26 protein-coding genes and 1 pseudogene are annotated in these 26,139 nt (G+C 62.0%); 12 read left to right on the forward strand and 15 right to left on the reverse strand.

Going from position 1 to position 26,139, the window contains the following annotated elements:
• The 6 genes from puuE to QWJ46_RS01885 are packed head-to-tail and all read left to right on the forward strand — an operon-like array spanning position 1 to position 3,382.
• Positions 1-924, forward strand: a complete 924-nt coding sequence (gene puuE / locus QWJ46_RS01860; RefSeq protein ID WP_184453971.1) for an allantoinase PuuE — start codon at positions 1-3, stop codon at positions 922-924.
• Positions 924-1,424 (forward strand): 2-oxo-4-hydroxy-4-carboxy-5-ureidoimidazoline decarboxylase, encoded by a 501-nt coding sequence (uraD, locus tag QWJ46_RS01865; protein WP_302748784.1) that lies wholly within the window; start codon positions 924-926, stop codon positions 1,422-1,424. Before puuE ends, uraD begins: the two co-directional genes overlap by 1 nt.
• Positions 1,421-1,783 (forward strand): DUF86 domain-containing protein, encoded by a 363-nt coding sequence (locus QWJ46_RS01870; RefSeq protein WP_302748785.1) that lies wholly within the window; start codon positions 1,421-1,423, stop codon positions 1,781-1,783. The genes uraD and QWJ46_RS01870 overlap by 4 nt, the downstream gene beginning before the upstream one ends.
• Positions 1,767-2,288 carry an ureidoglycolate lyase gene (locus tag QWJ46_RS01875; RefSeq protein ID WP_184453977.1) on the forward strand — a complete coding sequence of 174 codons (522 nt, stop codon included), beginning with the start codon at positions 1,767-1,769 and terminating at the stop codon, positions 2,286-2,288. Before QWJ46_RS01870 ends, QWJ46_RS01875 begins: the two co-directional genes overlap by 17 nt.
• Positions 2,285-2,641: a hydroxyisourate hydrolase gene (gene uraH / locus QWJ46_RS01880; protein WP_184453979.1), complete on the forward strand. Its 357-nt coding sequence runs from the start codon at positions 2,285-2,287 to the stop codon at positions 2,639-2,641. Before QWJ46_RS01875 ends, uraH begins: the two co-directional genes overlap by 4 nt.
• Positions 2,642-3,382, forward strand: a complete 741-nt coding sequence (locus tag QWJ46_RS01885) for a metallophosphoesterase (RefSeq protein WP_302748786.1) — start codon at positions 2,642-2,644, stop codon at positions 3,380-3,382.
• A 21-nt stretch (positions 3,383-3,403) separates the two neighbouring features.
• Here QWJ46_RS01885 and QWJ46_RS01890 read toward each other — a convergent pair whose 3' ends face one another.
• The 4 genes from QWJ46_RS01890 to QWJ46_RS01905 form a co-directional block, all read right to left on the reverse strand.
• Positions 3,404-5,170 (reverse strand): flotillin family protein, encoded by a 1,767-nt coding sequence (locus QWJ46_RS01890; protein ID WP_184453983.1) that lies wholly within the window; start codon positions 5,168-5,170, stop codon positions 3,404-3,406.
• Entirely contained in the window at positions 5,167-5,814 is a 648-nt protein-coding gene (locus QWJ46_RS01895; RefSeq protein ID WP_302748787.1) for an OB-fold-containig protein, read from the reverse strand. The genes QWJ46_RS01890 and QWJ46_RS01895 overlap by 4 nt, the downstream gene beginning before the upstream one ends.
• A gap of 5 nt (positions 5,815-5,819) precedes the next feature.
• Positions 5,820-6,959, reverse strand: a complete 1,140-nt coding sequence (locus QWJ46_RS01900; protein WP_302748788.1) for a PspA/IM30 family protein — start codon at positions 6,957-6,959, stop codon at positions 5,820-5,822.
• Positions 6,960-7,145: 186 nt separating this feature from the next.
• Positions 7,146-7,757 carry a CDP-alcohol phosphatidyltransferase family protein gene (locus tag QWJ46_RS01905; RefSeq protein ID WP_302748789.1) on the reverse strand — a complete coding sequence of 204 codons (612 nt, stop codon included), beginning with the start codon at positions 7,755-7,757 and terminating at the stop codon, positions 7,146-7,148.
• A 197-nt stretch (positions 7,758-7,954) separates the two neighbouring features.
• On the opposite strand from QWJ46_RS01905, the gene QWJ46_RS01910 reads away from it, so the two are divergent.
• From QWJ46_RS01910 to QWJ46_RS01920, 3 genes are read left to right on the forward strand one after another with little or no spacing between them, the layout of a single operon-like run.
• Positions 7,955-9,739, forward strand: a complete 1,785-nt coding sequence (locus tag QWJ46_RS01910) for a bifunctional alpha/beta hydrolase/class I SAM-dependent methyltransferase (protein ID WP_302748790.1) — start codon at positions 7,955-7,957, stop codon at positions 9,737-9,739.
• A gap of 10 nt (positions 9,740-9,749) precedes the next feature.
• On the forward strand, positions 9,750-11,078 hold the full coding sequence (locus QWJ46_RS01915; RefSeq protein ID WP_302748791.1) for a phosphatase PAP2/dual specificity phosphatase family protein: 1,329 nt from the start codon (positions 9,750-9,752) through the stop codon (positions 11,076-11,078).
• Positions 11,075-11,515, forward strand: coding sequence for a hypothetical protein (locus QWJ46_RS01920; protein WP_302748792.1), 441 nt, complete (start codon positions 11,075-11,077; stop codon positions 11,513-11,515). The genes QWJ46_RS01915 and QWJ46_RS01920 overlap by 4 nt, the downstream gene beginning before the upstream one ends.
• Before the next feature lie 69 nt (positions 11,516-11,584).
• Here the strand turns inward: QWJ46_RS01920 and QWJ46_RS01925 are convergent, their stop codons facing one another.
• The 5 genes from QWJ46_RS01925 to QWJ46_RS01945 form a co-directional block, all read right to left on the reverse strand.
• Positions 11,585-12,727: an alpha-hydroxy acid oxidase gene (locus tag QWJ46_RS01925; protein ID WP_302748793.1), complete on the reverse strand. Its 1,143-nt coding sequence runs from the start codon at positions 12,725-12,727 to the stop codon at positions 11,585-11,587.
• A gap of 78 nt (positions 12,728-12,805) precedes the next feature.
• Entirely contained in the window at positions 12,806-13,183 is a 378-nt protein-coding gene (locus QWJ46_RS01930; RefSeq protein ID WP_184453998.1) for a type II toxin-antitoxin system HigA family antitoxin, read from the reverse strand.
• Entirely contained in the window at positions 13,176-13,496 is a 321-nt protein-coding gene (locus QWJ46_RS01935; RefSeq protein WP_184454000.1) for a type II toxin-antitoxin system HigB family toxin, read from the reverse strand. Before QWJ46_RS01935 ends, QWJ46_RS01930 begins: the two co-directional genes overlap by 8 nt.
• A 43-nt stretch (positions 13,497-13,539) precedes the next feature.
• Positions 13,540-14,850 (reverse strand): guanine deaminase, encoded by a 1,311-nt coding sequence (gene guaD, locus QWJ46_RS01940; RefSeq protein WP_302748794.1) that lies wholly within the window; start codon positions 14,848-14,850, stop codon positions 13,540-13,542.
• A complete protein-coding gene (locus tag QWJ46_RS01945; protein WP_302748795.1) occupies positions 14,847-16,091 on the reverse strand; it encodes a urate hydroxylase PuuD in 1,245 nt (414 codons plus the stop codon). Before QWJ46_RS01945 ends, guaD begins: the two co-directional genes overlap by 4 nt.
• A gap of 353 nt (positions 16,092-16,444) precedes the next feature.
• Between QWJ46_RS01945 and QWJ46_RS01950 the strand changes: the two genes are divergently transcribed.
• A complete protein-coding gene (locus QWJ46_RS01950) occupies positions 16,445-16,777 on the forward strand; it encodes a hypothetical protein (RefSeq protein ID WP_184454006.1) in 333 nt (110 codons plus the stop codon).
• A 54-nt stretch (positions 16,778-16,831) separates the two neighbouring features.
• Here the strand turns inward: QWJ46_RS01950 and QWJ46_RS01955 are convergent, their stop codons facing one another.
• Complete coding sequence (locus QWJ46_RS01955) at positions 16,832-17,728, reverse strand: LysR substrate-binding domain-containing protein (protein WP_302748796.1); 897 nt, start codon at positions 17,726-17,728, stop codon at positions 16,832-16,834.
• A gap of 101 nt (positions 17,729-17,829) precedes the next feature.
• On the opposite strand from QWJ46_RS01955, the gene QWJ46_RS01960 reads away from it, so the two are divergent.
• Positions 17,830-18,033, forward strand: coding sequence for a hypothetical protein (locus QWJ46_RS01960; protein WP_184454010.1), 204 nt, complete (start codon positions 17,830-17,832; stop codon positions 18,031-18,033).
• Here QWJ46_RS01960 and xdhC read toward each other — a convergent pair.
• From xdhC to QWJ46_RS01985, 5 genes and pseudogenes are all read right to left on the reverse strand, one after another.
• Positions 18,009-18,824 carry a xanthine dehydrogenase accessory protein XdhC gene (gene xdhC, locus QWJ46_RS01965; protein ID WP_302748902.1) on the reverse strand — a complete coding sequence of 272 codons (816 nt, stop codon included), beginning with the start codon at positions 18,822-18,824 and terminating at the stop codon, positions 18,009-18,011. The genes QWJ46_RS01960 and xdhC overlap by 25 nt on opposite strands.
• A gap of 249 nt (positions 18,825-19,073) precedes the next feature.
• Positions 19,074-19,493, reverse strand: a pseudogene (locus QWJ46_RS01970) (endonuclease domain-containing protein); the annotation flags it as partial.
• A gap of 24 nt (positions 19,494-19,517) precedes the next feature.
• Positions 19,518-21,857 carry a xanthine dehydrogenase molybdopterin binding subunit gene (gene xdhB / locus QWJ46_RS01975; RefSeq protein WP_302748798.1) on the reverse strand — a complete coding sequence of 780 codons (2,340 nt, stop codon included), beginning with the start codon at positions 21,855-21,857 and terminating at the stop codon, positions 19,518-19,520.
• A gap of 214 nt (positions 21,858-22,071) precedes the next feature.
• Positions 22,072-23,535, reverse strand: coding sequence for a xanthine dehydrogenase small subunit (gene xdhA, locus QWJ46_RS01980; RefSeq protein ID WP_302748799.1), 1,464 nt, complete (start codon positions 23,533-23,535; stop codon positions 22,072-22,074).
• A 26-nt stretch (positions 23,536-23,561) separates the two neighbouring features.
• Positions 23,562-24,338, reverse strand: a complete 777-nt coding sequence (locus tag QWJ46_RS01985) for a 3-hydroxybutyrate dehydrogenase (protein ID WP_302748800.1) — start codon at positions 24,336-24,338, stop codon at positions 23,562-23,564.
• A gap of 256 nt (positions 24,339-24,594) precedes the next feature.
• Between QWJ46_RS01985 and glpK the strand changes: the two genes are divergently transcribed.
• Positions 24,595-26,088 carry a glycerol kinase GlpK gene (glpK, locus tag QWJ46_RS01990; RefSeq protein WP_302748801.1) on the forward strand — a complete coding sequence of 498 codons (1,494 nt, stop codon included), beginning with the start codon at positions 24,595-24,597 and terminating at the stop codon, positions 26,086-26,088.
• The last annotated feature ends 51 nt before the right edge of the window (positions 26,089-26,139 follow it).

Below are 26,139 nucleotides of genomic sequence, written 5' to 3' on the forward strand. Positions count from 1 at the left end.
ATGGTATCCGAGACCTACCCGCGCAATCTCGTCGGCTACGGGCGTCAGACGCCCGATCCGAAGTGGCCGGGCGACGCCCGCGTCGCCGTGCAGTTCGTCATCAATTACGAGGAGGGCGGCGAAAGCTGCATCCTCGAAGGCGATCCGGCGTCCGAAAACCTGCTGTCGGAGATCGTCGGCGCGGCCGCCTGGCCGGGGCAGCGCAATCTCAACATGGAATCGATCTACGAATATGGTTCGCGCGCCGGCTTTTGGCGGCTCTGGCGGATGTTCACCGGTCTCAAGGTGCAGGCGACCGTCTACGGGGTGACGCTGGCGATGGCGCGCAATCCCGAGGCCGTTGCGGCCATGAAGGAGGCCGGTTGGGAGATCGCCAGCCACGGTTATCGCTGGCTGGAATACAAGGATTTCCCCGAGGATCTGGAGCGCAAGCACATTCTCGAAGCCGTGCGCCTGCACACCGAAATCACCGGTGAGCGGCCTTTCGGGATGTACCAGGGCAAGCCTTCCGACAACACGCTGCGACTGGTGCAGGAAGAGGGCGGTTTCCTCTATTCCTCCGATTCCTATGCCGACGACCTGCCTTATTGGGTGAAGGGCGTCGACGGGAAACCGTTCCTGATCATTCCTTATACGCTCGAAACCAATGACATGCGTTTTGCCACACCGCAGGGTTTCAACACGGGCGAGCAGTTCTTTACCTATCTCAAGGATGCTTTCGACACGCTTTATGAGGAAGGCGAGGCGGGCAGCCCGAAGATGATGTCGGTCGGCCTTCATTGCCGCCTCGTCGGGCGTCCGGGCCGGGCAGCCGCTCTGAAGCGCTTCATCGAATATGTGCTGAAGCATGACAAGGTCTGGATTCCGCGCCGCATCGAGATCGCCGAGCACTGGCACAAGCATCATCAGCCGGATGCGCTCTAATGCTGTCGCGTGAGGATTTCGTTTCCCGCTTCGGCGGCGTCTTCGAACATTCGCCTTTCATTGCCGAGCGCGCCTATGACGCGAGCAGCGTGACGGAGCCGCTGACGGCATCAGCTGTGCATGCAGCGCTAACCGCCGCCTTCCGTGCGGCAAGCCGGGAGGAGCGTCTCGGCATTCTGCGCGCCCATCCCGATCTTGCCGGGCGTCTTGCGATAGCAGGTGAACTCACGGAAGACAGCCGGAAGGAGCAGGCCGGCGCCGGTCTCGATCGGCTGAGCCCAGCCGAACATGCCCGCTTCACCGAACTTAATTCAGCCTATGTCAAAAAATTCGGCTTTCCTTTCATCATCGCCGTCAAAGGGCTCGACAAGGCCGACATCCTTTCGGCTTTTGAAACGCGGATCGGCAATGGCCGGGATGAGGAATTCGCGACCGCCACGACACAGGTCGAGCGGATCGCGCTGCTGCGCCTGACATCGATGTTGCCGGAGGGCAAATGAGCGAGCCTCGTGCTATCGACTATCTCAATGAAATGCAAAAGGCGGCAGCCGAAGCGCTATACTTCGTGGGCGGAATGGATGAGGCGGCCTTCGCCGAGGACAATCTCACCTTCAAGGCGGTTGCCTTCTGCCACTTCACCATAGGCGCGGCTGCGTCCCGGCTGCTCGTAACCCATCCGGAATTCGCAACTGAGCATCCCACTCTGCCGTGGACGAAAATCTGCGGAACGGGCAACCGTATCCTGGAAGACGTCTTCGCCCTCGATGCCTCCGACATCTGGGATGCAACCTATCGCACGCTGCCGGAACTTCTGGTCGAGATCGACGCCATTCGTCACTGGCATGCCGAAGGCGAGTGAACCATTGTCTGATTTTCTCGACATCCGCCCGCTTACCAGATCGGCTTTCGCCCCTTACGGCGAGGTGATCGAAGCGGATCCAGCCTCGATGCGGCTCATCAATGGCGGCACGACCGAGCGCTTCCATGCACTGGCCGCGGCGGAGGCGGCGGGCGAGGGTGCGCGCGTCATCATCAATCTCTTTCGCGGCCAGCCGCGCAGCTTCCCCTATGACGTCGACATGATGGAGCGCCATCCCTTCGGCAGTCAGAGTTTCTCGCCGATTTCCGGCCGGCCCTTCCTCGTCGTTGTCTCCGAGGACGAGGGCGGACGTCCGGGCAAGCCGCAGGTGTTTTTCGCGCGCGGCGACCAGGGCGTGAACTACCGCCGCAATGTCTGGCATCATCCGCTGATGGCGCTCGGCCAGACCTCCGATTTCCTGGTCGTCGACCGCGACGGCCCTGGCAATAATCTGGAGGAATTCTTCTTCGAAAACCCCTATGTCATCAAAGAGCCAGCCCCATGACCGGACTGACGACACATGTTCTCGACACCGCCCTCGGCACGCCGGCCAAGGGGCTCAGGATCGATCTTTTCCAGCTCGACGGCGAGCTCCGCAGGCATCTGAAAACGGTTGAGACCAATGCGGACGGCCGGGTCGATGGTGGCCCGATCCTTGCTGGCGAAAATTTTCACGTCGGCACCTACGAGTTGGTCTTCCACGCCGGCGAGTATCTCAGGGCCTGCGGCACGCCGCTGCCGCATCCGGCCTTCCTGGATCTCGTGCCGATCCGCTTCGGCATTGCCGATGTCACGGCGCATTACCATGTACCGCTCCTGCTTTCGCCTTACGGCTATTCAACCTATCGCGGCAGCTAAATGAGGTTTGCTGCGATCGCCGATATTCACGGCAACCATCTTGCACTCGAGGCGGTGCTTGCGGATATCCGGGCTCATGGCATCGAGGAAGTCGTCAATCTCGGCGATTTCTTCAGCGGCCCGCTGGAAGCCGGCCGGGCGGCCGACATGCTGATGCCGCTCGGGCTGACCTCGGTGCGCGGCAATCACGATCGCTATCTGATCGAGCAGGATCCCGCCTCCATGCATGCCTCGGATGCCGTCGCCTACCGGCAACTGACGCCATCCCATCTCGATTGGCTGCGCAGTCTGCCGGTCGATGCCGTCTATCGCGGCGAGGCCTATCTCTGCCACGCGACTCCGAAGAACGACAATCTCTATTGGCTGGACTCCGTTTCGGCGGAGGGGCATGTCTTCCTGAAGCCGATCGAAGCGATCGAGGCGCTCGCCGAAGGCATCGACCTGCCGCTGATGCTGTGCGGACATAGTCACATTCCCCGTGCCGTCCGACTCTCGGACGGCCGGCTGATCGTCAATCCCGGCAGCGTCGGCTGCCCTGCCTATGACGACGTGCTGCCCTATTATCACAAGGTCGAAGCCGGCCATCCGCTGGCGAGCTATGCTATCCTGGAAAAGACGGCGGCCGGATGGATGTGGCAGTTCCGAACCGTCGCCTACGACCACGTGGCGATGTCGGCACTGGCCGCCGAAAGGGGCCGTGCCGACTGGGCAAGCGCGCTGGCGACAGGCTGGGTGCGATAGCTCGGACCTGCCTGCGTTGGATTATTCCTTCTTTGGCGCCTGAGGGGCCATCGGCGTTGGCGGGGCTGCGGCCGATGCTGCCGGCTTTGCCGAAGCCGTGGCCGGGATTGCAGGCCTTGCCGGAGGTGCAGCCGGCTTTGCCGGTTTTGCGCCATCGAGATTTCCAAGGAGGGATGAGATGGCGTTGTCGCCGTCGAAGCCGGCCTCCTTCAACAATTTGTCGAGGATCGGCTTGTTGGCCTGATAGGAGAGCAACTGGCCGGCCAGCCCATCACCGAGACCGATGCCGCTTTCACCGTTCGCGCCGTTTCCGCGGCCGAGCATGCCGCCGGTGTCGAAGATCCTGATATCGGAGATCTTCTCGATCGGCTTGACCGCCTCGGCGAGCGCCTCGGGAATGATGCGGATCCGCTCACGGGTGATTTCGAACTCGATGATGGTCTGGCTGAGCTTGTTGCGGGCCTCGTTGAGAAGCGCTTCGCTTTCAGCCTGAGCCCGGCCGGTTTCGAGGATGCCCTTGGCCTTGATGATCGCCGCATCGGCTTCCGCGGTCGCAAGCGTCTTGATGGCTTCCGCCTGGTCGATCGCAGCCTGTTTCTCGGCTTCGGCGCCGACGGTGACGGCGGTGGCTTCGGTCTCGGCGGTCTTGCGCGCGTCGATCACGGCGATCTGCTTTTCGCGCTCGGCAATTTCGATCGCCTTGGCGGTGCCGACCTTTTCCTCTGCCGCGATCGCCCGGGCGCGGGCCATTTCGGCGGTCGCCTTCGCCTCGGATTCCTCGCGGCTCTTGTTGGCAACGGCGATGGCGCTTTCCTGGGCGACGATCTGAAGGTCGCGCTTGGCTTCGGTATCGCGCTGCTGGACGGCGCGGGCGGCATCGATGTTTGCGCTTTCGCGGGCCTGCTTGGCGGCTGCCTCGCGCTCGGCGATCGCCTGTTCGGAGGCGATGCGGGCCTCCTCCTCGGCGCGTTTGGCCGCCTGTTCCTGCTGGGCGGTTTCGGCGCGGGTCGCGGCGGATTTGTTGGCGATGTCGCGTTCCTGGTTGAGTTCGGCTTCGCGCTTGGTCCGTTCGATCGCCAGCGACTGCTGGCGGGCCTCCAGATCCTTCTGGGCGATGGCGACTTCGGTGTCGCGGACGATTTCGTTGCGCTCCTTCTTGCGGCCCTCGGTGATGCGGGTCAGCGCCGCAAGACCCTGGGCGTCGAAGAAGTTGTTGGCGTTGAAATGTTTGATGTCGGTCTGGTCGAGGCGGGTGAGCGACACGGATTCGAGCTCGAGGCCGTTCGACTGGAGGTCGGCGCCGACGGCTTCCTGCACGGCCTTGACGAAATCCATGCGCTGCTCCTGCAGCGCGTCGAGGTTCATGGTCGCCGCGACCGAGCGAAGACCGTCGACGAATTTCGCTTCGATCAGGATGCGGAGCGCCTCGGCATCGTTGGTGCGGCTGCCGAGCGTCTGGGCGGCCAGCGCGATCGAGGAGCCGTCGGGTTTGACGCGGACGTAGAATTCCGCGCCGATATCGACGCGCATGCGGTCCTTGGTGATCAGCGCATCGCCTTCGCCGCGGCGGACTTCGAGGCGCAGCGTCTTCAGGTTCACCCGGGCGATCGAGTGGAAGATCGGCAGGACGACGGAGCCGCCGTCGAGCACGACCTTCTGGCCGCCGAGGCCGGTGCGCACATAGGCCTCGTCACGGCTGGAACGCGTATAGAGAGAGGCGAGGACAAAGCCGATGCCGAAGATCAGAACGATGCCGATACCGGCCGGTAGAATAATGTCATACATCATGGCTGCTCCCTGAAAGATTGATTGTCCGCTGCGGCGGGGTCCGCCAGTGCGGGAATGGCGATAAATACATCTGCCGTGCGATCGACGAGGAGAACCTCCGTACCGACATTGAGAGGCTCCTGATCTCTGGCGGCCTTGGCTCTCAGCACGTGCCAGTTTCCATGCTGGTCCTTGACGCGGACGCGTCCGGGCAGTCCCTGGTCGAGCGGGCCGAGCGAAACTTCGGCGGTCCGGCCGATCAGCGCGTCGAGATCGACGGCATAAGTCTCGTCGTGCGGCACGATCCGCGCCACGGTCCTGCTCGATGCCCTGACCATGGGAACTGTAACCAAGCTGGCGGGAATGGCGGCGATGGCGGCGGGAAGCGGCGCCCAGAAGGCGTCGGCGACGGCCTGTATGGCAAAGCCCGTCATGGCGAAGAAGCCGAGCGCCAGCATGATGAGGATCAGCAGGGGAACGCCGCCGACATTGAGCCAGGACAGATAGCCCGAAAACCCGTCATGCCCATGGAAATCCGGTTTTCCCAGAAATTCCATGATCGAAAACCCCATGACGGTCGCAAGCATCTCGATTGCGGTCAGGCCTGCGAGCACGGCGGCGGCGATGGCGAAGGGAGCACATTCGGGGGCGAGGAGAAGTGCCATCGGCGTTACCGGTTATCCGCCTTGAAGCGTGCGAGGCGCGCCTCGATCGCCTGTTCGCGGTGCAGCCGGTCAAGTTCGTCCAGTTCGGAACTATGGCCATGATCGCTTGATGGCACGCCGGTCAATCGCGAGACTGCGGCCGCGGCGCGGGCGGCGCCGACGCCCGGCGCCGGCTGGCTCTGACCGGCGCCAACCTGTTCGGGATGCCTGGCGATGCTGCGCTTGAAATCGGCAAGGCGGGCATCGGCCTCGCGGCGCGTGGCGAGCACGGCCTGCAGCGCTTTCTGGCCTTCGTCCACCTGCTCTTTGGCATCGGCCAGGGCCTTGTCGAGCGCTGCGATCTGGGATTCCAGATCGATCTGGCGGGCGACGCCGGCCTTCGCGAGATCGTCGCGCTCGGAGGAGACGGCGACGCGGATCTTCTCATCGAGCGTATTCATGTCTTCGACGATTTCGTCCCTGCGGCTCTGGATGCGGTATTCCTCGGCGCGCGCCTTGCCGAGATCGGTGCGGGCCTCGTCCGCCGCCGCATCGATCTCGCGGATCGCCTGTTCGATGACGGCGATCTTGTTGACGCCTTCCGCCTTGTCGATCGCCGCATTGGCGATGCCCGCGATCAGGCGACCCATGCGTGAAAGAATGCCTTCGTTCGTCATGTTTTCCTCCATCCGAGCGGAATTCGGCGTGACGCCGATGTGAATCTCGTAGTGATCCGGGCCGGCAACGAGATAGGCCGGAAAAATGCTCTCCCATCCCCTTGAATAACCGGCGACGTCGAAGGGCACGGCAACGCGTCCGTGCACCGTCGCGATGGTCAGGTCGGCAGGCCCTTTGATGGCGAAGAGCTTGTCGTCGAGGGGCATTTGCGGCGGGTCGACGATCATGCCGCGATTGGCAGCGAAATCGCGAAGGCCGAGTGTGACCAGCCGTGCCGGCAGGCCCGTTTGTTCGCGCACGGTTTCATAGGCAAGGTCGTGCAGGACGACGAGATTGGCGCCTGCCTTGTCGTCGATGATCTCAGTGAGGATGTCGATCATCCTGCGATAGGCGGCAATGGTGTCATCAAGTGCCTGCCTGGCCTGGTCATCAGGCGCCAGAGTGTAACGCAGCAGCGATGGGTGAGATGTCTTACCTGTGTTCGCCATGGTATAAAACATAAAGCACCGCTTTTGTGCTTTCAAGAGGTGGCGCTAAAAATACAACCCGGTTTTAAAGGAGAGAGGCCTGGAAAGGAGAACTTGCCAAGCAACTCGAAAGAAACAGCGTTCAACATAGTTGCCGGAATACATTGCCGATGGAAGAACCGGCGGCCGGCCGATCGGCCCCGCTTCCTACCTGGCGGCCGTGTGCGCCTCACGAATACCGGCGCGGATACGGTTGATGATGGTCCATACGAGAAGTAGAGCCACCATTGCCCAAAGCCAGGCGGTCCATGCTGCAAACGTACCGCCAACCGCGGTAAAGATGCCGAGCGCGCCGAACAACACCGCACGGTCACTCTTGCCCAGCGGCCCGTCGTAACGCCGGCTTGCACCGACCGTCTGACCCAGGACGCCGGCAAATTCCGTCAGCGCCGAGAGGAATATGACCGCCATGACTGGCATCAGATCGTTCGGATCGATGAACGCAAACGGCAAATAAAGGGCAGCATCCGAGACGACATCACCGATTTCGTTGAGATAGGCGCCCAAAACGCTCTTCTGCCCATGTTCGCGCGCGAGCATGCCGTCGATGGCATTGAGGCCCATACGCAGGAGAAACCAAGCAGGCACCAAGAGAAACCAACGCGGAAGCGGAGCGATGCTCAGAAAAAGGCCAAGTGCAACCGAGACGGCGGCAGCAACTGAAGTCACCTGATTGGCGGTAACGCCTCGCGCCGCCAGGGAGTGCACCAGAGGGCGGAGAATATCCTGAAATCGGGACTTCAATTGGTAAACGGACATGCTACCTCAGTGGAATTTTGTGGCATGGTAATAGTCTATCGGCTCGGACGTACAGATCGCCGTACTTGTGAGGAAGGTCCCACCCCATGTCGATCTTCTCAAGGACTTACATTTGCAGCTAGACTTTTGCAATAAAAGCAAATCACTGTTGCCGCCAATGGTTGCAACCCATCCATCAAACAGAATTGGAGAAGACCGTGCTGCAAACTGCCGAAAGTGGGCAATCTTCCTTGACGGTCAGACCAATGCGCGAATCCGAATTTGTCTCGCATGATGGCACTCGACTGTTTTATCGGACGTGGCCTGCGACCGGCGCCGCACCGAAGGGCGCAATCATTCTTCTCCACCGCGGCCACGAGCATAGCGGCCGCGTCGCCCATCTCGGCACCGAGCTCGGCCTTGATGATTTTGCCTTCTACGCCTGGGACGCACGCGGCCACGGCCGTTCACCGGGAGAGCGCGGCTATTCGCCATCCTTTGCTGCCTCGGTACGAGATCTCGATTGCTTCGTCCGCCATGTCAGCGAGACCAGCGGTACTTCAGTCGAAGACATCGCCGTCATTGCACAGAGCGTCGGCGCGGTGCTGGCCAGCACCTGGGTGCACGACTATGCGCCGCCGATCCGTGCGCTGGTGCTGGCCTCACCGGCCTTCAGCGTCAAGCTCTACGTGCCTTTTGCCAAAGAAGGTATTGCGCTCTGGGAAAAGCTGAAGGGAACGTTCTTCGTCAATTCCTATGTCAAGGCGAGGTTTCTGACGCATGATCCCGAGCGTATCGCCTCTTATGAAGCGGACCCAATGATCACCCGGCCGATTGCCTCCCACATTCTGGTGCAGCTCTATGAGGCGGCAGCCCGCGTCGTCGACGACGCCCGCGCCATCACCGTGCCGACTCAGTTGCTGATCTCCGGCAGCGACTGGGTGGTGCGACACGCGCCGCAGCACCGGTTTTACGAAAACCTCGGCAGCCGCATCAAGGAACGGCATGTGTTTGCCGGCTTCTACCACGACACGCTTGGTGAAAGGGACCGCGCAATTGCGCTCGCCGAAATCCGCCGTTTCATCAATGCGCGTTTCGCCGAGCCCCGGGTGCCTGCCGACCTTCGCACCGCCGATGTCCAGGGCTATACCAAGGATGAGGCTGACCGGCTGGCGAGCCCTCTGGACGCTGCATCCCCACGCGGCATCTATTGGGCGCTCAGCCGTCTGAACATCCGCCTCGGCGCACTGGTGTCCGAAGGTATAAGGACCGGAGTCAAGACTGGCTTCGATTCCGGCTCGACGCTCGATTACGTCTACGAGAACGAGCCGCGGGGGCTCGGTCCCGGCGGGCGGTTGATCGACAAGGTGTTCCTCGAGGCGATCGGCTGGCGCGGCATCAGGCAGCGGAAGCTGCATTTACAGGAGCTAATCGACCAAGGGCTGCAGCGCCTGAAAGCGGCCGGCCGCAGCACCCATATGCTCGACATAGCGGCCGGTCACGGCCGCTATGTCCTTGATGCGATCGAAACGGCTGCCGTGCGTCCCGATAGTGCGCGGCTGCAGGATTATTCCCCGATCAACGTCGAGGCCGGCCGCGGCAGCATCGCCGCGCGTGGACTGGGTGATTTCGTGAGCTTCCGCCAGCAGGATGCCTTTGACGGCGAGGGGCTGGCTGCAATCAGGCCGGCTCCGGATCTGGCGATCGTTTCCGGCCTCTACGAGTTGTTCTCCGACAACGCGATGATCGCCGCTTCGCTCGGCGGGATCGCCCGCGCGATGCGGCCCGGCGGCTTGCTCATCTACACCAACCAGCCATGGCATCCGCAACTGGAGATGATCGCCCGCGCGCTGACCTCCCACCGTGGCGGCCAGGCGTGGGTGATGCGGCGGCGCACGCAAGAAGAAATGGACCAGCTGGTTGCCGCGGCCGGTTTCCGCAAGATCGAACAGCGCATCGACCAGTGGGGCATTTTCACCGTCTCGCTGGCGGAGAGAGTTTGAGGGCAAAACCTTGGGGCAGGCACGTTCTCCTCTTTCCCAGACAGCGCCGGTCCTGAAGCGGGCGGCGCTCTGGCTCGCCTTTCTGGCGCCGTTCTTCTATCTGACCTATGGCGGCGCCAACTGGCTGGCGTCGCAACGCGCTCATGTGCCGAACATCGCCTTCGCATGGGAAAGCGCCATTCCGTTCTTCGGATGGACGATCATTCCATATTGGTCGATCAACCTGTTCTACGGGCTCTGCCTGTTCATCAACACGACGCCGCGCGATGTGGATATGCTGGCGAGGCGTTATCTGACGATCCAGTTAATCGCGATTGCCGGCTTTATCGCGTTTCCGCTCGAAGCAATCTTTGTGCGGCCGGCCACCAGCGGCCTGCCCGGTTTCATGTTCGCCGTCCTCGGCGGCTTCGATAAGCCGTTCAACCAGGCGCCGTCGCTGCATATTGCGCTACTGGTGGTGATCTGGGACCATCTGCGCGGCCGGCTGCCGCGCAGGGCCCGACTTGCCTGGCATTTCTGGTGCTTCCTCATTGGCGCCTCCGTGCTGACGACGTGGCAGCATCACGTCATGGACATACCAACCGGCGTGCTGCTCGGCCTGTTTGCCGCCTGGCTTTTCCCGCGCGATGCCCGTTCGCCTCTTGCGAATTTTGTTTTGAGCGACGATCCGAAGTCGCGCCGTCTCGGCACCTATTATCTGTGCGGCGCCCTCGCATTTCTCGGCCTTGCAGCGCTCTTCACTCCTCGATCGGCCGCAGCGCTTCTGTTGCTCTGGCCGGCCGTTGCGCTGGTGATTGTCGCAGTTGGATATTTCGGCGCCGGCCCGCAAATCTTCCAGAAACGCCTGGATGGCCGGGCCACGCTTGCCAGCCGCTGGCTGCTGGCACCCTACCGGCTCGGTGCTCTCATCAACGTTTGGCTTTGGACCCGGAAAATGCCGTCATCCGTGGCGATCGCTGACGGCGTCCATCTCGGCCGTTTTCCGCGTCGCCACGAGGCCGACCGTTTTGCCACGGTAATCGACCTCACCGGCGAGCTTCAGCGCCCGAGCGGGACATCAACGCGCTGGTGCAGCTTTCCGACCCTTGATCTGACAGGCCTCGACATGATCCAGACGCTCGCCGCGGCGAACCTCATCGAGGCTGCGCGCCCGCAGGGACCGGTCCTCGTCTGCTGTGCGCTCGGTTTCCAGCGGAGCGCCGGTGTCATCGTGCGATGGCTGCTCATCAGTCGACGCTGCGAAAATCCGGCCGAAGCGCTGCGGCTGATCGAACGCGCGGGGCGGCGGGTCCATCTGCCCGAGGAAAGCATCCATGCCGTGACGGAGGGCTTGCAATGACGCAGTGGAATGCCGCGGCCTCGGCGGCTGCGCGAAATCTCGGCCGCAATTCAATCGTCTGCGGGCTGACAGCGCTGTTGCCGCTGATTATCGGCCCGATCACTCAGGGATATCGAGGCTTCGCTCCAGCATTCGGCTGGCTCTTGACGCTCGTTTTCTGCGGGATCGTCCTTGCGCTGGCGATCCATCTCCTTTTCGATGCGCTGTTGTTTCGCCTCGCGTCGAGCCACGAGACAGAGGCCGCCGGTCTTGCCGCCGTTGACGACCTGCTCTCCCGGATGCAGCTTCGCAAGCCTGACGGGACACCGCCTGGCCTCGAGAGGCGGATTGCCGGATCGCGCCGTATCGTCTGGCGGCAGCGTTTTGCGCTCGCCATCAGTCTCTTGATTTTCGCGATCCTACTGTTCACTGCGAGCGACGGACAGCCGCTGTGCTGAACCGCATGCCGTTGCGTATATCGCAGGTCTTGCCGACCCATCGGCGCGCTCAGCCAGTGCCGACTTCTCTCAGCCGCGCCCCGATATGATCGACGCGTCCACGTCGTTGATGTCGCGCTTGCCGCAGAGCGCCATGGTGATGTCCATCTCCTTGCGGATGATGTCGAGCGCCAGCGTGACGCCGTCCTTGCCCATGGCGCCGAGCCCGTAAAGAAAGGGGCGGCCGATATAGGTGCCCTTCGCGCCGAGCGCCACGGCCTTCAGCACGTCCTGGCCGGAGCGGATGCCGCCGTCGAGATGGACTTCGATGCGGTGGCCGACGGCGTCGACGATTGAAGGCAGCATGCTAATCGAGGAGGGGGCGCCGTCGAGCTGGCGGCCGCCGTGGTTGGAGACGATGATTGCATCGGCGCCGGTGTCGGCGGCTGCCTTGGCGTCTTCCGGATCGAGGATGCCCTTGATGATCAGCGGGCCGCCCCATTGCTCCTTGATCCAGGCGACATCGGTCCAGGAGAGCCGCGGGTCGAATTGCTCGTGCGCAAACTTGGGCACGGAGGCGACATTGGCGACGTTCTTGGCATGGCCGACGATATTGCCGAAGTACCGGCGCTTCGTCTGCAGCATATCAAGGCACCAGAGGGGCCGGGTTGCCATCTGCCAGATATGTTTCGCGGTCAATTTTGGCGGGGCCGAGAGACCGTTGCGCAGGTCCTTATGGCGCTGGCCGAGGATCTGCAGGTCGGCGGTCAGCACCAGCGCCGAGCATTTCGCCGCCTTGGCGCGACGGATGAGGTCGAGGACGAAATCCTTGTCCCTCATCACGTAGAGCTGGAACCAGAAGGGACGCGTCGTCACCGAGGCGACATCCTCGATCGAGCAGATGCTCATCGTCGAAAGCGTGAAGGGAACGCCGAATTCTTCCGCCGCGCGCGCCGCCAGCATCTCGCCATCGGCATGCTGCATCCCGGTCATGCCGGTCGGCGCCAGCGCTACCGGCATCGATACTTTCTGGCCGATCATCGTCGTTTCGAGCGTGCGGTTGGTCATGTCGACCAGCACGCGCTGGCGGAGCTTGATCTCACTGAAATCGCTCTCATTGGCCCGATAGGTGGACTCCGTCCAGGCGCCCGAATCCGCATAGTCGAAGAACATTTTCGGCACGCGGCGCTGCGCGAGTTTTTTCAGATCGGCGATGGTGAGCGGAGCAGCCATAAATGGAACCTTCACATCTGAACGCGGCTATCGTCCGTAGCATGAAATTTGCACGAGTATTATGGGGAATCGGCAGTGTCAGGCAGCTTTTCGGATGCGGATCGGTTGAATCAAAATATCCAGCGGAATGTCGAGATGTTCATGCAATCGCCGGATCATGTCGAGTGACAATGCGCGCTTTCTATTGAGGATCTCGGCCACCCGTCCGCGACTGCCGAGAATGGGTTCCAGATCCTTCCGCGCCAGCCCCTGCTGTTCCATCCGGAAGAGGATCGCATCGATCGGGTCCGGCAGGTCGATCGGATATCGTGTCGTTTCATAGGCATCGATCAGCGTTGCCAGGATGTCGAGCTTGTCGGCTTCGGGCGAGCCGTCTTTCGCGCCCCAGAGCTGCTTCAGCAGCAGGAAAGCGTCTTCATAATCGTCGTCGTTGCGGATGGGTTTCAGCTCATTCATGTTCCACCGTCGCTGCGTCGATCCTGTCATAGTTGCGATGCGTACCGATCCATTTGATCCAGGCGATTGACCGTACGAAATCGATGGCAACGATCAGCCTGTAGTCGTTTCCCTTGATGTTGAAGACGATCCGCTCGGCATTGACGACGCTTGCATGGGCATATCGCTTCTTCACATCGGACATGGATTTCCAGTCCGCCTTGCTGACTTCGTGAAACCACGTATCGAGAGCAGCCTTCAACGCGGCCTGACCCTTTTGACCATCAGGGCTTTCAACAAACTGAGTGAGGGTGCGCCGGGCGATTACCCTCATGATGAGATCATATCACGCTCCCATTTTGGGAGCAATAGAGATATCATCGAAGCACCGCTTTCAAAGCGACGCCCGCCACGTAAGTCTCCGCGATCGCTCTGTCGTCGCCCATCGTCTGCAGCAGGAAGAGTTCCTCGGGCAGCGTCTTCACCGATTCCATCTTCAACGCCATGGCCGGGGTCGCGGCCGCGTCGAGGACGACGAGATCGGCTTCGGTGCCGGGTTCCAGCGTGCCGATCCGGTCGGCGAGCGACAGCGCCTCGGCATTGCCGCGCGTCATCAGGTAATAGCTTTCTAGCGGGTTCAGCCGCTCGCCGAGCAGTTGCTGGATCTTGTAGGCCTCGTCCATGGTTTTCAGCATCGAATAGCTGGAACCGCCGCCGATATCCGTTGCGACGCCGATGCGGACCGGCTTTTCGCGCCGCGCCAACGCCTTCAGCGGAAAGAGGCCGGAGCCGAGGAAGAGGTTCGAGGTCGGGCAATGGACGGCGACCGCACCCGTTTCGCTCATGACATCGGCCTCGCGTTCGGACAGGTGGATGGCGTGGCCGAAGAGGCTTTTCGGCCCGAGCAGACCGTAGCGGGCGTAGATGTCGGTGTAGTCGATCGCCTCGGGATAGAGCTCGCAGGTGAACTTGATCTCGTCGTGGTTTTCCGAAAGATGCGTCTGGATGTGCAGATCGGGAAATTCGCGGGCCAGCGCTGACGTCACCTCCATCTGCGCCGGCGTCGAGGTGATGGCGAAGCGCGGGGTGATGGCGACGTGGTTGCGGCCCTTGCCGTGCCAGTCCGCTATCACCTGGCGGGTCTCGTCATAACCCATCTCAGGCGTGTCGAGCAGACCCTGCGGGGCGTTGCGGTCCATCATCACCTTGCCGCCGACCATGCGCATATTGCGCTTCATCGCCTCGGCGAAAAAGGCGTCAGCCGAGGTCTTGTGCACGGAGCAGTAGGCGACCGCCGTCGTCGTGCCGTGGCGGATCAGCTCGTCGTAGAAATGTGTGGCGATCCTTTGCGCATGCGCGCTCTCGACGAAGCGGCATTCCTCGGGGAAAGTGTAGGTATTCAGCCATTCGAGCAGGTTGGCGGCATAGGAGGCGATCACCTGCATCTGCGGAAAATGCAGGTGCATGTCGATAAAGCCGGGCATAATGAGATGCGGGCGGTGGTCGATCTCGGCCGCGCCTTCGGCGGCTTTCGCCTTGACGTCGGCATAGGGACCGACTGCTGCGATCAGCCCGTCCTCGATCAGCAGGCCACCGTCTTCCTCGTAGAGATAACTCTGGCTGTCGGCGAGACTCAGCGGCGCGCGATGGAAGGAGAGGAGGCGACCGCGGAGAAGTGTCGTCGTCATTGTTTCCTGCCTTCGACTGCGCTTTCGAACCAGGCGACGAGCAGTCTGCGTTCGTCCGGTGTAATATCGGTCACGTTGCCGGGCGGCATGGCATGGCTGCGGCCTGCCTGTATATAGATTTCTCGGGCATGGGCGGCAATTTCCGCGTCATTTTCGAGCATCACGGCCTTCGGGGGCCGCACGATGCCTTCATAGGCGGGCTCGGCCGCATGGCACATGGAACAGCGTGTCGAGACCAGTTGCTTGACGGCGGGAAAATGCGGATTTCCGGCGAATTGCTGGAAGGCCGGCGCCACCGCCGTCGCATGCGCATCTGTCTCGCCGGTCAGCAGCTTTGGCGCCGTCGAAAGCCACATGATCAGGATGAAGAGGATGACGGTAACGATCCAGGTCCAGGTCGGGCGGCCTTTCCTCGCATGGGTGGTGTTGAACCAGTGGCGGATGGTGACGCCCATCAGGAAGACCAGCGCCGCAATCACCCAGTTGAACGCCGTGCCGAAGGCCAGCGGATAGTGGTTCGACAGCATGAAGAAGATGACGGGCAGCGTCAGGTAGTTGTTGTGGAGCGAGCGCTGCTTGGCGATCTGCCCGTATTTGGGATCGGGCGTGCGCCCGGCGATGAGGTCGGCGACGACGATCTTCTGGTTCGGGATGATGATCATGAAGACGTTCGCCGACATGATCGTCGCGGTGAAAGCGCCGAGATGCAGGAAGGCGGCGCGCCCGGTGAAGAGCTGCGTATAGCCCCAGGCCATGAAGACCAGCACCACATAGAGCACCGCCATCAGCCCCCAGGTGTTGCGGCCAAGCGGGGATTTGCACAGCAGGTCGTAGACGATCCAGCCGAAGGCAAGCGATGCCAACGAGATCAGGATCGCGACGGGCGGACTGATATCGAGGACGTGGCGATCGATGAGAAAAAGGTCGGCGCCGCCGTAATAGACGATGCAGAGCATCAGGAAGCCGGAGATCCAGGTGAAATAGCTCTCATATTTGAACCAAGTGAGATGCTCCGGCATCCGAGCGGGCGCCACCAGATATTTCTGGATATGATAGAAGCCGCCGCCATGCACCTGCCATTCCTCGCCATAGGCGCCGGGCGGCAGATGCGGTCGTTTCACCAGCCCGAGGTCGAGGGCGATGAAATAGAAGGACGATCCGATCCAGGCGATCGCGGTGACGACATGGAACCAGCGGGCCGCGAAGGCGAGCCATTCCCATGCTATGGCATATTCATACATCGAGTTCCCCTATCTTCCTCCGACTCGCGACATTGCGGAAATTTTGGCGGGGAGGAAAGAGGAGAATGATGAACCGCACAGGCCCTTCGCAAGGCGGCGGGCCGAGGCGGGGCGCTGGCAGTCGCCATTGGTTTCGCCTATGTCGGCGACCGCTGACGCATCGCCGATCTGTCGTCCCGTGCCTAAAAGCTGCCGAGAAGGCCATGCATTATGACTGTCTCATACTGGATTTGCAAAGATTTGCCGATCTTGAAACTATGATGAGCAGATACAGTTAGGTTTTGCAGGCCGCCGGCATGAAATAATAAGAAACGTTAGATATCGGCGGCGCATTCATCGACGGAGAGATGCCCATGCGCAGCATTCTGACGTGTGTGATGATGGCATACGCATCGTTGGCGACGGCTCACGACGCACCTTCGGGGTGGAGTTATGACCCCTATTGTTGCAATGGCGACAGTCATAATGGCGATTGCCAGATGATTCCGTCGAAAAGCGTGGCGGTGACGCCAAACGGATATCGTGTGACGCTGCTGCCGGGCGACCACCGGCTCGTCACGCATGCTCACGTCTTTCTGCTGCCTATGACGAAGGCCATGCAGTCCGGCGATGGTGATTATCACCTCTGTCTGTTCCCTAACGAGAACACACCGCGCTGCTTCTACGCGCCGGAAATGGGATTTTGAAGCCAAACGTAGCAAGTCCGGTTCGGCGTGATTGGCCCTGATGTGTTTGCCGGATTAACTTCCGGCGGCTTTCATCTCTTCCAGGATCCAATTGCGGAAGGCCTTGATCTTCGGCACGTTGCGGCGATTTTCAGGATAGGCGAGCCAGTAGGCTTTGCCGTCGCTGCGGGTCAGTTCGAAAGGCTGATAGAGCCGGCCGAGTGCGATTTCGGCCGCGTAGAAGGCCGGATGGAGGATGGCGACGCCGTGACCGGCGATCGCCGCATCGGCTTCCACCGCCTGCGAGCCGAGCTGGTTGCGCGGGCGCCGGTCGAGATCCGTCTCCGTGACGCCGGCTGCCTCGAACCATTGTTTCCACCAGATGTCGCCGGCGTCGAAGAGGTCGAATTTCAGGAGATCGCGCGGCTCCCTGATGCCGCCTGCCGATTCCGCCAGTTTCGGGCTCAGCATCGGGGTGAATTCAAGTCCCATCAGCCGGTGCAGCGTCAGCCCCGGCCAGTTGCCATCGCCCCAGCGGATGCCGACGTCGATCTGCTCGCGAGCGAAGTCGATGATGTCGGAGGTCGCCTGAAACCGAACCGCGACCGCCGGATGCTTCAAATGGAAGGAGCCGAGGCGCGGCGCCAGCCATTTCGACGCGAAGGTATGGGTCGAACTAATGGCGAGCGTGCCTTCGACGCTGTCGCGCGCCGTCGCCATCGCGTCATGCAGCATGGCGAAGGCTTCGGTCACCTTCGGCGCCAGCCGCTCGCCGGTCTCCGTCAGCGCGATCTGGCGCGGGCGGCGCAGGAAGAGCGGCTCGCCGACATTCTCCTCCAGCAATTTGATCTGATAGCTGACGGCCGTCTGCGTCATGCCGAGCTCGTCGCCCGCCTTGGTGAAACTGCCGAGCCGGGCAGCGGCCTCGAAGACGCGCAGCGCATTCAGCGGAAATTGCTTCGAGAGTTTCATGGATAAGTTCTCTTGATGCAGGCAGACGGTCGTTCGATTGGAATTGCAGCATTTTTAGCGACAGACTGCAACTCATACCATCAATCTGACGAGGTGACGTCATGGATTGCCATGCTATTGAAGAGAGCCGGCCGCAACAGATCAGCAGCGTTTTCCTGCGCCTTGCCGGCTGGTTGTCAGGCAGCGCGCACCGCTTCTGCCGTCTGCCGCGGCTCGATCTTTCCGCCACACCGGACCGCGTCAAGCGCGACCTCGGTTTCCTCGACGGGCGTGATCCCTATTACGAGGACGAGCGCATGCGGTAGGCCGTAAGCGCCGTCAGGATCTCGGCGGCGGTCATCGCGGCGATCACTTCCGGGCGCTTGTCCCTGACCGCGGAGCCGCCGATCGGCAGCGTCAGCCGGTCCATCCAGCCGCGCTCGCCGCCGCCTTCGCGCAAAAGCCAGCTTGCGAAGGTGGCGCGTTTGGTCGCGGAACCGATCATGCCGGTATAGGCGAGGTCGGTTCTCTCCAGGGCCTCGCGGGCGATGAGGAAATCAAGCGCGTGGTCATGGGTCAGAATGACGACCGCGCCGCCCGCGGGAATATCTTTCACCAGCGCTTCCGGCATCGGCACGAGCCGGGTCTTGGTTTCATCCGGCAGGTTGGCCAGTTCTTCCTGTCTCGTTTCGACGACCGTTACCGACAGCGGCAGCGGCGCAAGGGCTGCCGCCAGCGCTCGGCCGACATGGCCGGCGCCGAAGAGAAAGACCTCCGGCAGGCGCTCGATCTCGCCGGCAAGCCTTGCCTCGAGCTCATCCGTCAGCGCCTGTGTCAGCCGCCGAAACCGCAGTTGCGTGCGCCCGCCGCAGCACTGGCCGATTTCCGGGCCGAGCGGGATGTCCATGGTAAGGGCTCCGCCGGTTCCAGCCAGCATCTCGCGCGCATTTGCGATTGCCATGAACTCGAACTGGCCGCCGCCGATGGTGCCCCACAATGCGGTTGGCGAGACGAGCATGAAGGCGCCGGCCTCGCGTGGGGTGGAGCCTTGCGTGCCGGTGATATCGACGAGGATTGCGTCGGGGTGGGCAGCGAGAAAGGTCGGGAGGTCAGTCATCACTGATAGACCTCGCGACCTTGGGAGTATGCCGCGAAGACCCCCTCATCCGACCCTTCGGGCCACTTTCTCCCCGCTGGGGAGAAGAGGGAGATCGCCGCTTCGCCGTTGATCCCATCATCCGTTCTAAAAGGGCGCTCTCCGGTGCAACAGTTCGGACAGGCAGTGCGCGAGAGGCTTGCTTCCTCTTCTCCCCGGCTGGGAGAAAGTGGCCCGAAGGGTCGGATGAGGGGGCCTGGTTCAAGTGCATTACGTTTTCACACCCTCGGAACGAACGATCGCAAGATAGAAGCGAAGGATATCATCTCGCTGGAATATTCGCCCTTCAAGTGCCGTAAGGATCGTCTCGAGGACCGCTCTTCGCTCTTGGGTTATTTCGTGATTCCAAAATCGGAGGATCGAATATCCGGCCTGGTTTAGCCACAAGGTCCGAGCCATGTCAGACATATTGTCGGCATGTTGAAATCCATCGATTTCGACAATCAGGCGCTCTTCGCGACATAGAAAATCGGCGATGTAGGTCCCGAGGGGAGCTTGTCGCGTAAACTTATATCCATTCAGCCGTCGATTTCGCAGATCGCCCCAAAGCCGATACTCCTCTTCAGTTTCGGTTTGGCGTAGTTTGCGGGCCTGACGAGTTTTGCCTGGACGTCTCTTCCTAATATCTTCGGGATCGGACATCTCAGCCGTCATCTACACCCGCTTCATCCGCTCCACCGCCATCAGCACCCGTTCCGGCGTCGCCGGCGCGTCTAGTCTCGGGCAGACCTTGTAGTCCGCGACGCTGGCGACCGCCATCGACAGCGCTTCCAGCACCGAGATTGCCAGCATGAAGGGGGGCTCGCCGACCGCCTTGGAGCGGCCGATCGTCGATTCGGCATTCTCCGACCATTCGGCGAGGCGCACGTTGAAGATCTTCGGGCGGTCGGAGGCGAGCGGGATCTTGTAGGTCGACGGGGCATGGGTGCGCAGCCGTCCCTTGTCGTCCCACCAGAGCTCTTCCGTCGTCAGCCAGCCCAAGCCTTGCACGAAGGCCCCTTCGACCTGGCCGAGGTCGATCGCCGGGTTCAGCGAGCGGCCGACATCGTGGAGGATGTCGGTGCGGTCGATCAGATATTCGCCGGTCAGCGTATCGATCGAGACCTCAGTGCAGGCGGCGCCATAGGCGAAATAATAGAAGGGGGTGCCGCGGCCGGCCTTGCGATCCCAGTGGATCTTCGGCGTCTTGTAGAAGCCGGCGGCGGAAAGCTGGACGCGGGCGAAATAGGCCTGCTTGATGAAATCGGGGAAGGAGATCTCGATCTCGCCGACGCGCACGCGGTTCGGCAGGAAGACGACGTCGGAAGGCGCCACCTCCCATTTTTCGGCGGCAAAGGCCACCAGACGTTCCTTGATCTGGCGGGCGGCATCGAAGGCGGCCATGCCATTCAGATCCGAGCCGGAAGAGGCGGCGGTGGCCGAGGTGTTCGGCACCTTGGCCGTCGTCGTCGCGGTGATCTTCACCCTAGAGATATCGACCTGGAAACTGTCGGCCAGCACCTGCGCCACCTTGGTATAGAGGCCCTGGCCCATTTCGGTGCCGCCATGGTTCAGGTGGATCGAGCCGTCCTGATAGATATGGACCAGGGCGCCGGCTTGGTTGAAGGCGGTCATGGTGAAGGAGATGCCGAATTTGACCGGCGTCAGGGCGATGCCTTTTCTGATGTAGCGGCTGTCGCGATTGAAGCCGATGATGGCGTTGCGCCGCGCCCGATATTCGGCCGTCTCCTCCAGTTCGTCGACGACACGGGCGATGATGTTGTCCTCGACCTCCTGATGATAGGGCGTCAGCGTGCGCCCGGAGCCCGGCTGGCCATAGAAATTCAACTTGCGGATATCGAGCGGATCCTTGCCGAGGGAATAGGCGATCTCCTCGATGACGCGTTCGGCGCCGAGCATGCCTTGCGGGCCGCCGAAGCCGCGGAAGGCGGTGTTGGAGACGGTGTGCGTCTTCAACGGTTTCGACTGCAGATGCACATGCGGGTAAAAGTAGCTGGAATCGGCGTGGAAGAGGGCGCGGTCGGTAACGGGTCCAGAGAGATCCGAGGAGAAGCCGCAACGCGCCGCATAAGTCGCGTCGATCGCGTGAATGCGGCCTTCGGCATCGAAGCCCACTTCGTAATCGACGAGGAAATCGTGGCGCTTGCCGGTGGCGCTCATATCCTCGTCGCGGTCCGGGCGGAACTTGACGGCGCGACCGAGCTTCTTGGCGGCGATCGCCGCAAGGGCCGCGAACTGGTTGCCCTGGGTTTCCTTGCCGCCGAAGCCGCCGCCCATGCGGCGTACGTTGACGGTCACGGCGTTGGACGGGATATCCAGCACGTGACCGACGATATGCTGGATCTCGCTCGGATGCTGCGTCGAGGACCAGACGGTGACCTCGTCATCCTCGCCGGGGATCGCCACGGCGATATGGCCTTCGAGATAGAAATGCTCCTGTCCGCCGATGCGCATCCGGCCTTTGAGACGCATAGCGGCATTGGTCATTTCCGTTTCCGGCTCGCCGCGCTGGAGTGTCATCGGCGTGACGACCAGCGGGCTGCCATTGGCAAGCGCGCCGTCGATATCGCTCCAGTGCGGCAGGTCGCGATAGTCGATCTTGGCGAGCCTCGCGGCGCGGCGGGCGGCTTCGCGCGTTTCGGCGATGACGGCAAAGATCGGCTGGCCGTGGAACTGAACCAAAGTTTCGGCCAGCAGCGGCTCGTCATGGCTGCCGTTGGAACTGGTGTCGTTGACGCCGGGCACGTCCTTGCCGGTGAAGACCCAGACCACGCCGGGATAGGCGGCGACCGCGGAAAGATCGATGCTGAGGATTTCGGCATGCGACCGGTCGGAAAGGCCGAGCGCGCCGTGCAGCAGGCCGGTGGGTTCAGGGATGTCGTCGATGTAATCGGCAGCGCCGGTGACGTGTTTGTGCGCGGAATCATGGCGCAGGGAGCCATGCATCGGACCGAAGATGACGGCCTTGGGGTCTTCGAAGGTGGACTTGTCCATTAGTGTCTCCCTGCCGAACGATTGCCCGTCGCAGATGCTCCGAGCACTCGCGGCTCAGGGCCGCTCGCCCCCCTCATCCGCCCTATCGGGCACCTTCTCCCCGCTGGGGAGAAGAGGGAGTCGAGACGTGGCGCCTTGTCTCTTCTCCCCAGCGGGGAGAAGGTGCCGGCAGGCGGATGAGGGGGGTGGCTGGCGCCGAGCGTCGATTTCTGCATCACGCCACCTCGTCGAACCGCTTCAGCTCTGCCGGCGCGCCTACCGTTTCAAGATAGAACCGCGTCAACAAATTCTTGGCCGTCAGCTGGCGGTATTCCGCCGAGGCGCGCCAGTCGGTGAGCGGCTGGAAATCGGTGTCGAAGGCAGGGCGCGCGGCCTCGATCGTTGCTTCTGTCCACGGTTTGCCGATCAGTTCGGCCTCCACAGTGCGGGCGCGTTTCGGCGTCGCCGCCATGCCGCCGTAGGCAATGCGGATTTCGGTAACGATCTCGGCCTCGTCGAGGGTCAGCAGGAAGGCGCCGAGCACGGCGGTGATGTCCTCGTCGCGGCGCTTGGTGATCTTGTAAGCCGCAAAGCGGCTGTTCGCGGGATAGGGCACGAAGACGCTTTCGACGAATTCGCCGGGTTTGCGGTCCTGTTTGCCGTAGGCGATAAAGAAATCCTCGAGCGGCATTTTGCGCTGGCCTTCCAGGGAGCGCAGCGTCAGCGTCGCGCCGAGGGCGATCAAGGGCGGCGGGCTGTCGCCGATCGGCGAGCCGTTGGCGATGTTGCCGCCGATCGTGCCCATGTTGCGCACCTGCTCGCCGCCGATGCGGTCGATCAGCCGCCCGAGCGCCGGGATTTTCCGGGCGATCGCTTCGAAGGCCCTGGTGTAGCTGACGCCGGCGCCGATGGTGACGCCGTCCTCGCTTTCGGTGATCGACTGCAATTCGCTCAGGTGGTTGATGAAGACGACCGGGCTCAGCCGCCGCATTTGTTTCGTCACCCAGAGGCCGACATCGGTCGAGCCGGCAACGACGATCGCGTCGGGCTCCTGCGAGAGAACTTCGGCCAGTGCCTGGACCGAAGCCGGCACGATCAAACGGTCTTCGCCTTTGGCAATCCGGATGGTGCCGCTCGCCTGCATGGCCCAGAGCCGTGCGATGATTTCCGAGCGCGTGCGCTCCAGCGGGTCGAACAGGGCGCTCGGCCGCGTCAGGCTCACCTGCTCGGCGGCCTTGACGATCGGCTCGTAGCCGGTGCAGCGACAGAGATTGCCTTGCAATGCCTTTTCGATCTCGCGGCGACCGGGTTTTTCCTTCGTCAGCCACAGACCATAGAGGGACATGACGATGCCCGGGGTGCAGAAGCCGCATTGCGAGCCGTGGCAATCGACCAGCGCCTGCTGCACCGGATGCAGCGCACCGTCCCGGCCGGCCAGATGCTCGACCGTCACCACGTGCGTGGCGTGCAGCGAGCCGGTGAAGCGGATGCAGGCATTAATGGATTCATAGGCAAGCTTGCCGTCGACGAGCCGGCCGACGAGCACGGTGCAGGCGCCGCAATCGCCCTCGGCGCATCCCTCCTTGGTGCCGGTGAGGCGCCGCTTCAACCGCAGAAAATCGAGAAGCGTCTCGGTCGGCCCGAGATCGGTAAGTTCTATGTCCTCGCCATTCAGGATGAAGCGAATGCTGTCGTTCATGATATTCCCGGTTGTTTTTCCAATGGTTAAGCCGCCGTCCAGCCACCGTCAATCGAGATGTGGGTTCCCGTCACCTGGCGGGCGGCGTCACTGGCGAGGTAGAGCGACAGCGCGCCGATCTCCTCGGCCTTGACGAATTCACGCGTCGGCTGCGCCTTGAGGATGACCTCGCTCTTCACCTGCTCCTCAGTCATGCCGCGCGCCTTGGCGGTATCGGGTATCTGCTTTTCGACGAGCGGCGTCAGCACGTAGCCCGGGCAGATGGCGTTGACCGTCACGCCGAATTCGGCAAGTTCCAGCGCCGCTGTCTTCGTGAGGCCTAATGTACCATGTTTTGCCGCGACATAGGCGGATTTGAAGGGGGAGGCGACGAGCCCGTGGGCCGAGGCGATGTTGATGATGCGGCCATGCTTCCTAGCCTTCATCAGCGGAATGGCGGCGCGCATGGTGTGAAAGGAGCTCGACAGGTTGATGGCGATGATCTGATCCCATTTCTCAATCGGGAAATCCTCGATCTTCTCGACATGCTGGATGCCGGCATTGTTGACGAGGACATCGACGCTGCCGAAGGTCTTCGCCGCAGTTTCGATTAGGTCGGCGATCTCGGTGGGTTTCGTCATGTCGGCCGGATGGTAGATCGCCCGGCCCTTCGATGCCGATTCAAGCCGCGCGACGATCGCCTTGATTTCATCGGCGTTTCCGAAACCGTTGATGACAATATTGTCGCCGGCTTCGGCAAAGGCGGTGGCGATCGCAAGGCCGATGCCGCTGGTGGAACCGGTGACGACGACTGATCTGCTCATGCTGTTTCTCCGTGAATGCCGATGCTGCGTCGCAGCGTTAGCCGGGAGGTTATTCCCAAAGCCGGCTGGCTGGCAATTCCGCTTTATTGGCTTTTCTCGCCCGCATCCGTGTCCTATTGATTTGTCATGATAATCGGCGTGGAGCATTTCCGTTTTTCTCCGAATCACGGAAATGCTCTATCTCTTTGTTCCACGCAATTCCGGACGCAAAATCGCTGCGCACTTTTGCTGGAATTGCTCTAGGGAGAGGGATTTCATGAGCGGATATGTTCTGGCGATCGATCAGGGAACGACGTCGACACGGGCGATTGTTTTTGATGGCGACATGCAGATCGTCGGCAAGGGCCAGAAGGAATTCACCCAGATCTATCCGCGCTCCGGCTGGGTCGAGCATGACCCCGAGGAGATCTGGGATTCGGTCGTCGCCACCGTCAAGATGGCGCTGCACGAAGCGAAGCTGACGGCGACGGACATCGCCGCGCTTGGCATCACCAACCAGCGCGAGACCGTGGTTGTGTGGGAGCGCGAGACCGGCCGGCCGATCCAGAATGCCATCGTCTGGCAGGACCGGCGCACGGCAAGCTATTGCGACAACCTGAAACGGCAGGATCTGGAGCGGGTTTTTACCAAGAAAACCGGCCTGATCCTTGATCCCTATTTCTCCGGCACCAAGCTCTCCTGGATGCTTGCCAACGTGAAGGGGGCGCGGGCGCGTGCGGCCCGGGGTGATCTTTGCTTCGGGACGATCGACACCTTCCTGATTTGGCGGCTGACCGTCGGCAAGAGCTTCGTGACCGACGCGACCAATGCCTCACGCACGCTGATGTACAACATTGCTGAAAACGCTTGGGACGAGGATCTGCTCGACATTCTGAGAGTGCCGGCCGCCATGCTGCCGGAGGTTAAGGACTGCGCCGCCGATTTCGGCACGGTCGATCCGGAGATTTTCGGCGCCGCGATCCCGATCCTTGGTGTCGCCGGCGACCAGCAGGCGGCGACCATCGGTCAGGCCTGCTTTGCGCCCGGCATGATGAAATCGACTTACGGTACCGGCTGTTTTGCGCTGCTCAATACCGGCGCCGATATGGTGCGTTCGAAAAACCGACTGCTGACCACCATTGCCTACCGCCTGAACGGCGAGACGACCTATGCGCTCGAAGGTTCGATCTTCATCGCGGGTGCTGCCGTGCAATGGCTGCGCGACGGGCTTCGCATCATCGGCAGCGCCGCCGAGACCAATGCGCTTGCCGAAAAGGCCGATCCCACGCAGGAGGTCTATCTCGTCCCGGCCTTCACCGGGCTTGGCGCGCCATATTGGGATGCCCAAGCGCGGGGCGCGATTTTCGGGCTGACGCGCAACAGCGGCCCGGCGGAGCTTTCCCGCGCGGCGCTCGAAGCCGTCTGTTACCAGACCCGCGACCTGCTCGATGCCATGCAGAAGGACTGGAAGAACGGCGCCGAGGATACGGTACTCCGCGTCGATGGCGGCATGGTCGCCTCCGACTGGACGATGCAACGCCTCGCTGACCTGCTCGATGCCCCGGTCGATCGCCCGGTGATCCTGGAGACCACCGCCTTGGGTGCGGCCTGGCTCGCCGGTGGCCGGGCAGGGGTGTGGCCGGATAGGGACGGCTTTTCGGCGACGTGGAAACGCGACCGGCGGTTCGAGCCCGACATGGACGAGAAGGTGCGGACGGCAAAGATCAAGGGCTGGAAGAATGCAGTCAGGCGGACATTGAGCGAAGGCTAGCCTTCGGTAAGAGCCGTGGTTCCTGCAATCGCCGCTGAGCTGGATAATTTT

It is taken from the genome of Rhizobium sp. CBN3 (assembly GCF_030518245.1).
GTDB lineage: Bacteria > Pseudomonadota > Alphaproteobacteria > Rhizobiales > Rhizobiaceae > Rhizobium > Rhizobium aethiopicum_A.

Coding starts and splice junctions, on each gene's coding strand:
- puuE (WP_184453971.1), top strand. CDS start 1: ATGGTATCCGAGACCTACCCGCGCAATCTCGTCGGCTACGGGCGTCAG.
- uraD (WP_302748784.1), top strand. CDS start 924: ATGCTGTCGCGTGAGGATTTCGTTTCCCGCTTCGGCGGCGTCTTCGAA.
- QWJ46_RS01870 (WP_302748785.1), top strand. CDS start 1,421: ATGAGCGAGCCTCGTGCTATCGACTATCTCAATGAAATGCAAAAGGCG.
- QWJ46_RS01875 (WP_184453977.1), top strand. CDS start 1,767: ATGCCGAAGGCGAGTGAACCATTGTCTGATTTTCTCGACATCCGCCCG.
- uraH (WP_184453979.1), top strand. CDS start 2,285: ATGACCGGACTGACGACACATGTTCTCGACACCGCCCTCGGCACGCCG.
- QWJ46_RS01885 (WP_302748786.1), top strand. CDS start 2,642: ATGAGGTTTGCTGCGATCGCCGATATTCACGGCAACCATCTTGCACTC.
- QWJ46_RS01890 (WP_184453983.1), bottom strand. CDS start 5,170: ATGATGTATGACATTATTCTACCGGCCGGTATCGGCATCGTTCTGATC.
- QWJ46_RS01895 (WP_302748787.1), bottom strand. CDS start 5,814: ATGGCACTTCTCCTCGCCCCCGAATGTGCTCCCTTCGCCATCGCCGCC.
- QWJ46_RS01900 (WP_302748788.1), bottom strand. CDS start 6,959: ATGGCGAACACAGGTAAGACATCTCACCCATCGCTGCTGCGTTACACT.
- QWJ46_RS01905 (WP_302748789.1), bottom strand. CDS start 7,757: ATGTCCGTTTACCAATTGAAGTCCCGATTTCAGGATATTCTCCGCCCT.
- QWJ46_RS01920 (WP_302748792.1), top strand. CDS start 11,075: ATGACGCAGTGGAATGCCGCGGCCTCGGCGGCTGCGCGAAATCTCGGC.
- QWJ46_RS01925 (WP_302748793.1), bottom strand. CDS start 12,727: ATGGCTGCTCCGCTCACCATCGCCGATCTGAAAAAACTCGCGCAGCGC.
- QWJ46_RS01930 (WP_184453998.1), bottom strand. CDS start 13,183: ATGAATGAGCTGAAACCCATCCGCAACGACGACGATTATGAAGACGCT.
- QWJ46_RS01935 (WP_184454000.1), bottom strand. CDS start 13,496: ATGAGGGTAATCGCCCGGCGCACCCTCACTCAGTTTGTTGAAAGCCCT.
- guaD (WP_302748794.1), bottom strand. CDS start 14,850: ATGACGACGACACTTCTCCGCGGTCGCCTCCTCTCCTTCCATCGCGCG.
- QWJ46_RS01945 (WP_302748795.1), bottom strand. CDS start 16,091: ATGTATGAATATGCCATAGCATGGGAATGGCTCGCCTTCGCGGCCCGC.
- QWJ46_RS01950 (WP_184454006.1), top strand. CDS start 16,445: ATGCGCAGCATTCTGACGTGTGTGATGATGGCATACGCATCGTTGGCG.
- QWJ46_RS01955 (WP_302748796.1), bottom strand. CDS start 17,728: ATGAAACTCTCGAAGCAATTTCCGCTGAATGCGCTGCGCGTCTTCGAG.
- QWJ46_RS01960 (WP_184454010.1), top strand. CDS start 17,830: ATGGATTGCCATGCTATTGAAGAGAGCCGGCCGCAACAGATCAGCAGC.
- xdhC (WP_302748902.1), bottom strand. CDS start 18,824: ATGACTGACCTCCCGACCTTTCTCGCTGCCCACCCCGACGCAATCCTC.
- xdhB (WP_302748798.1), bottom strand. CDS start 21,857: ATGGACAAGTCCACCTTCGAAGACCCCAAGGCCGTCATCTTCGGTCCG.
- xdhA (WP_302748799.1), bottom strand. CDS start 23,535: ATGAACGACAGCATTCGCTTCATCCTGAATGGCGAGGACATAGAACTT.
- QWJ46_RS01985 (WP_302748800.1), bottom strand. CDS start 24,338: ATGAGCAGATCAGTCGTCGTCACCGGTTCCACCAGCGGCATCGGCCTT.
- glpK (WP_302748801.1), top strand. CDS start 24,595: ATGAGCGGATATGTTCTGGCGATCGATCAGGGAACGACGTCGACACGG.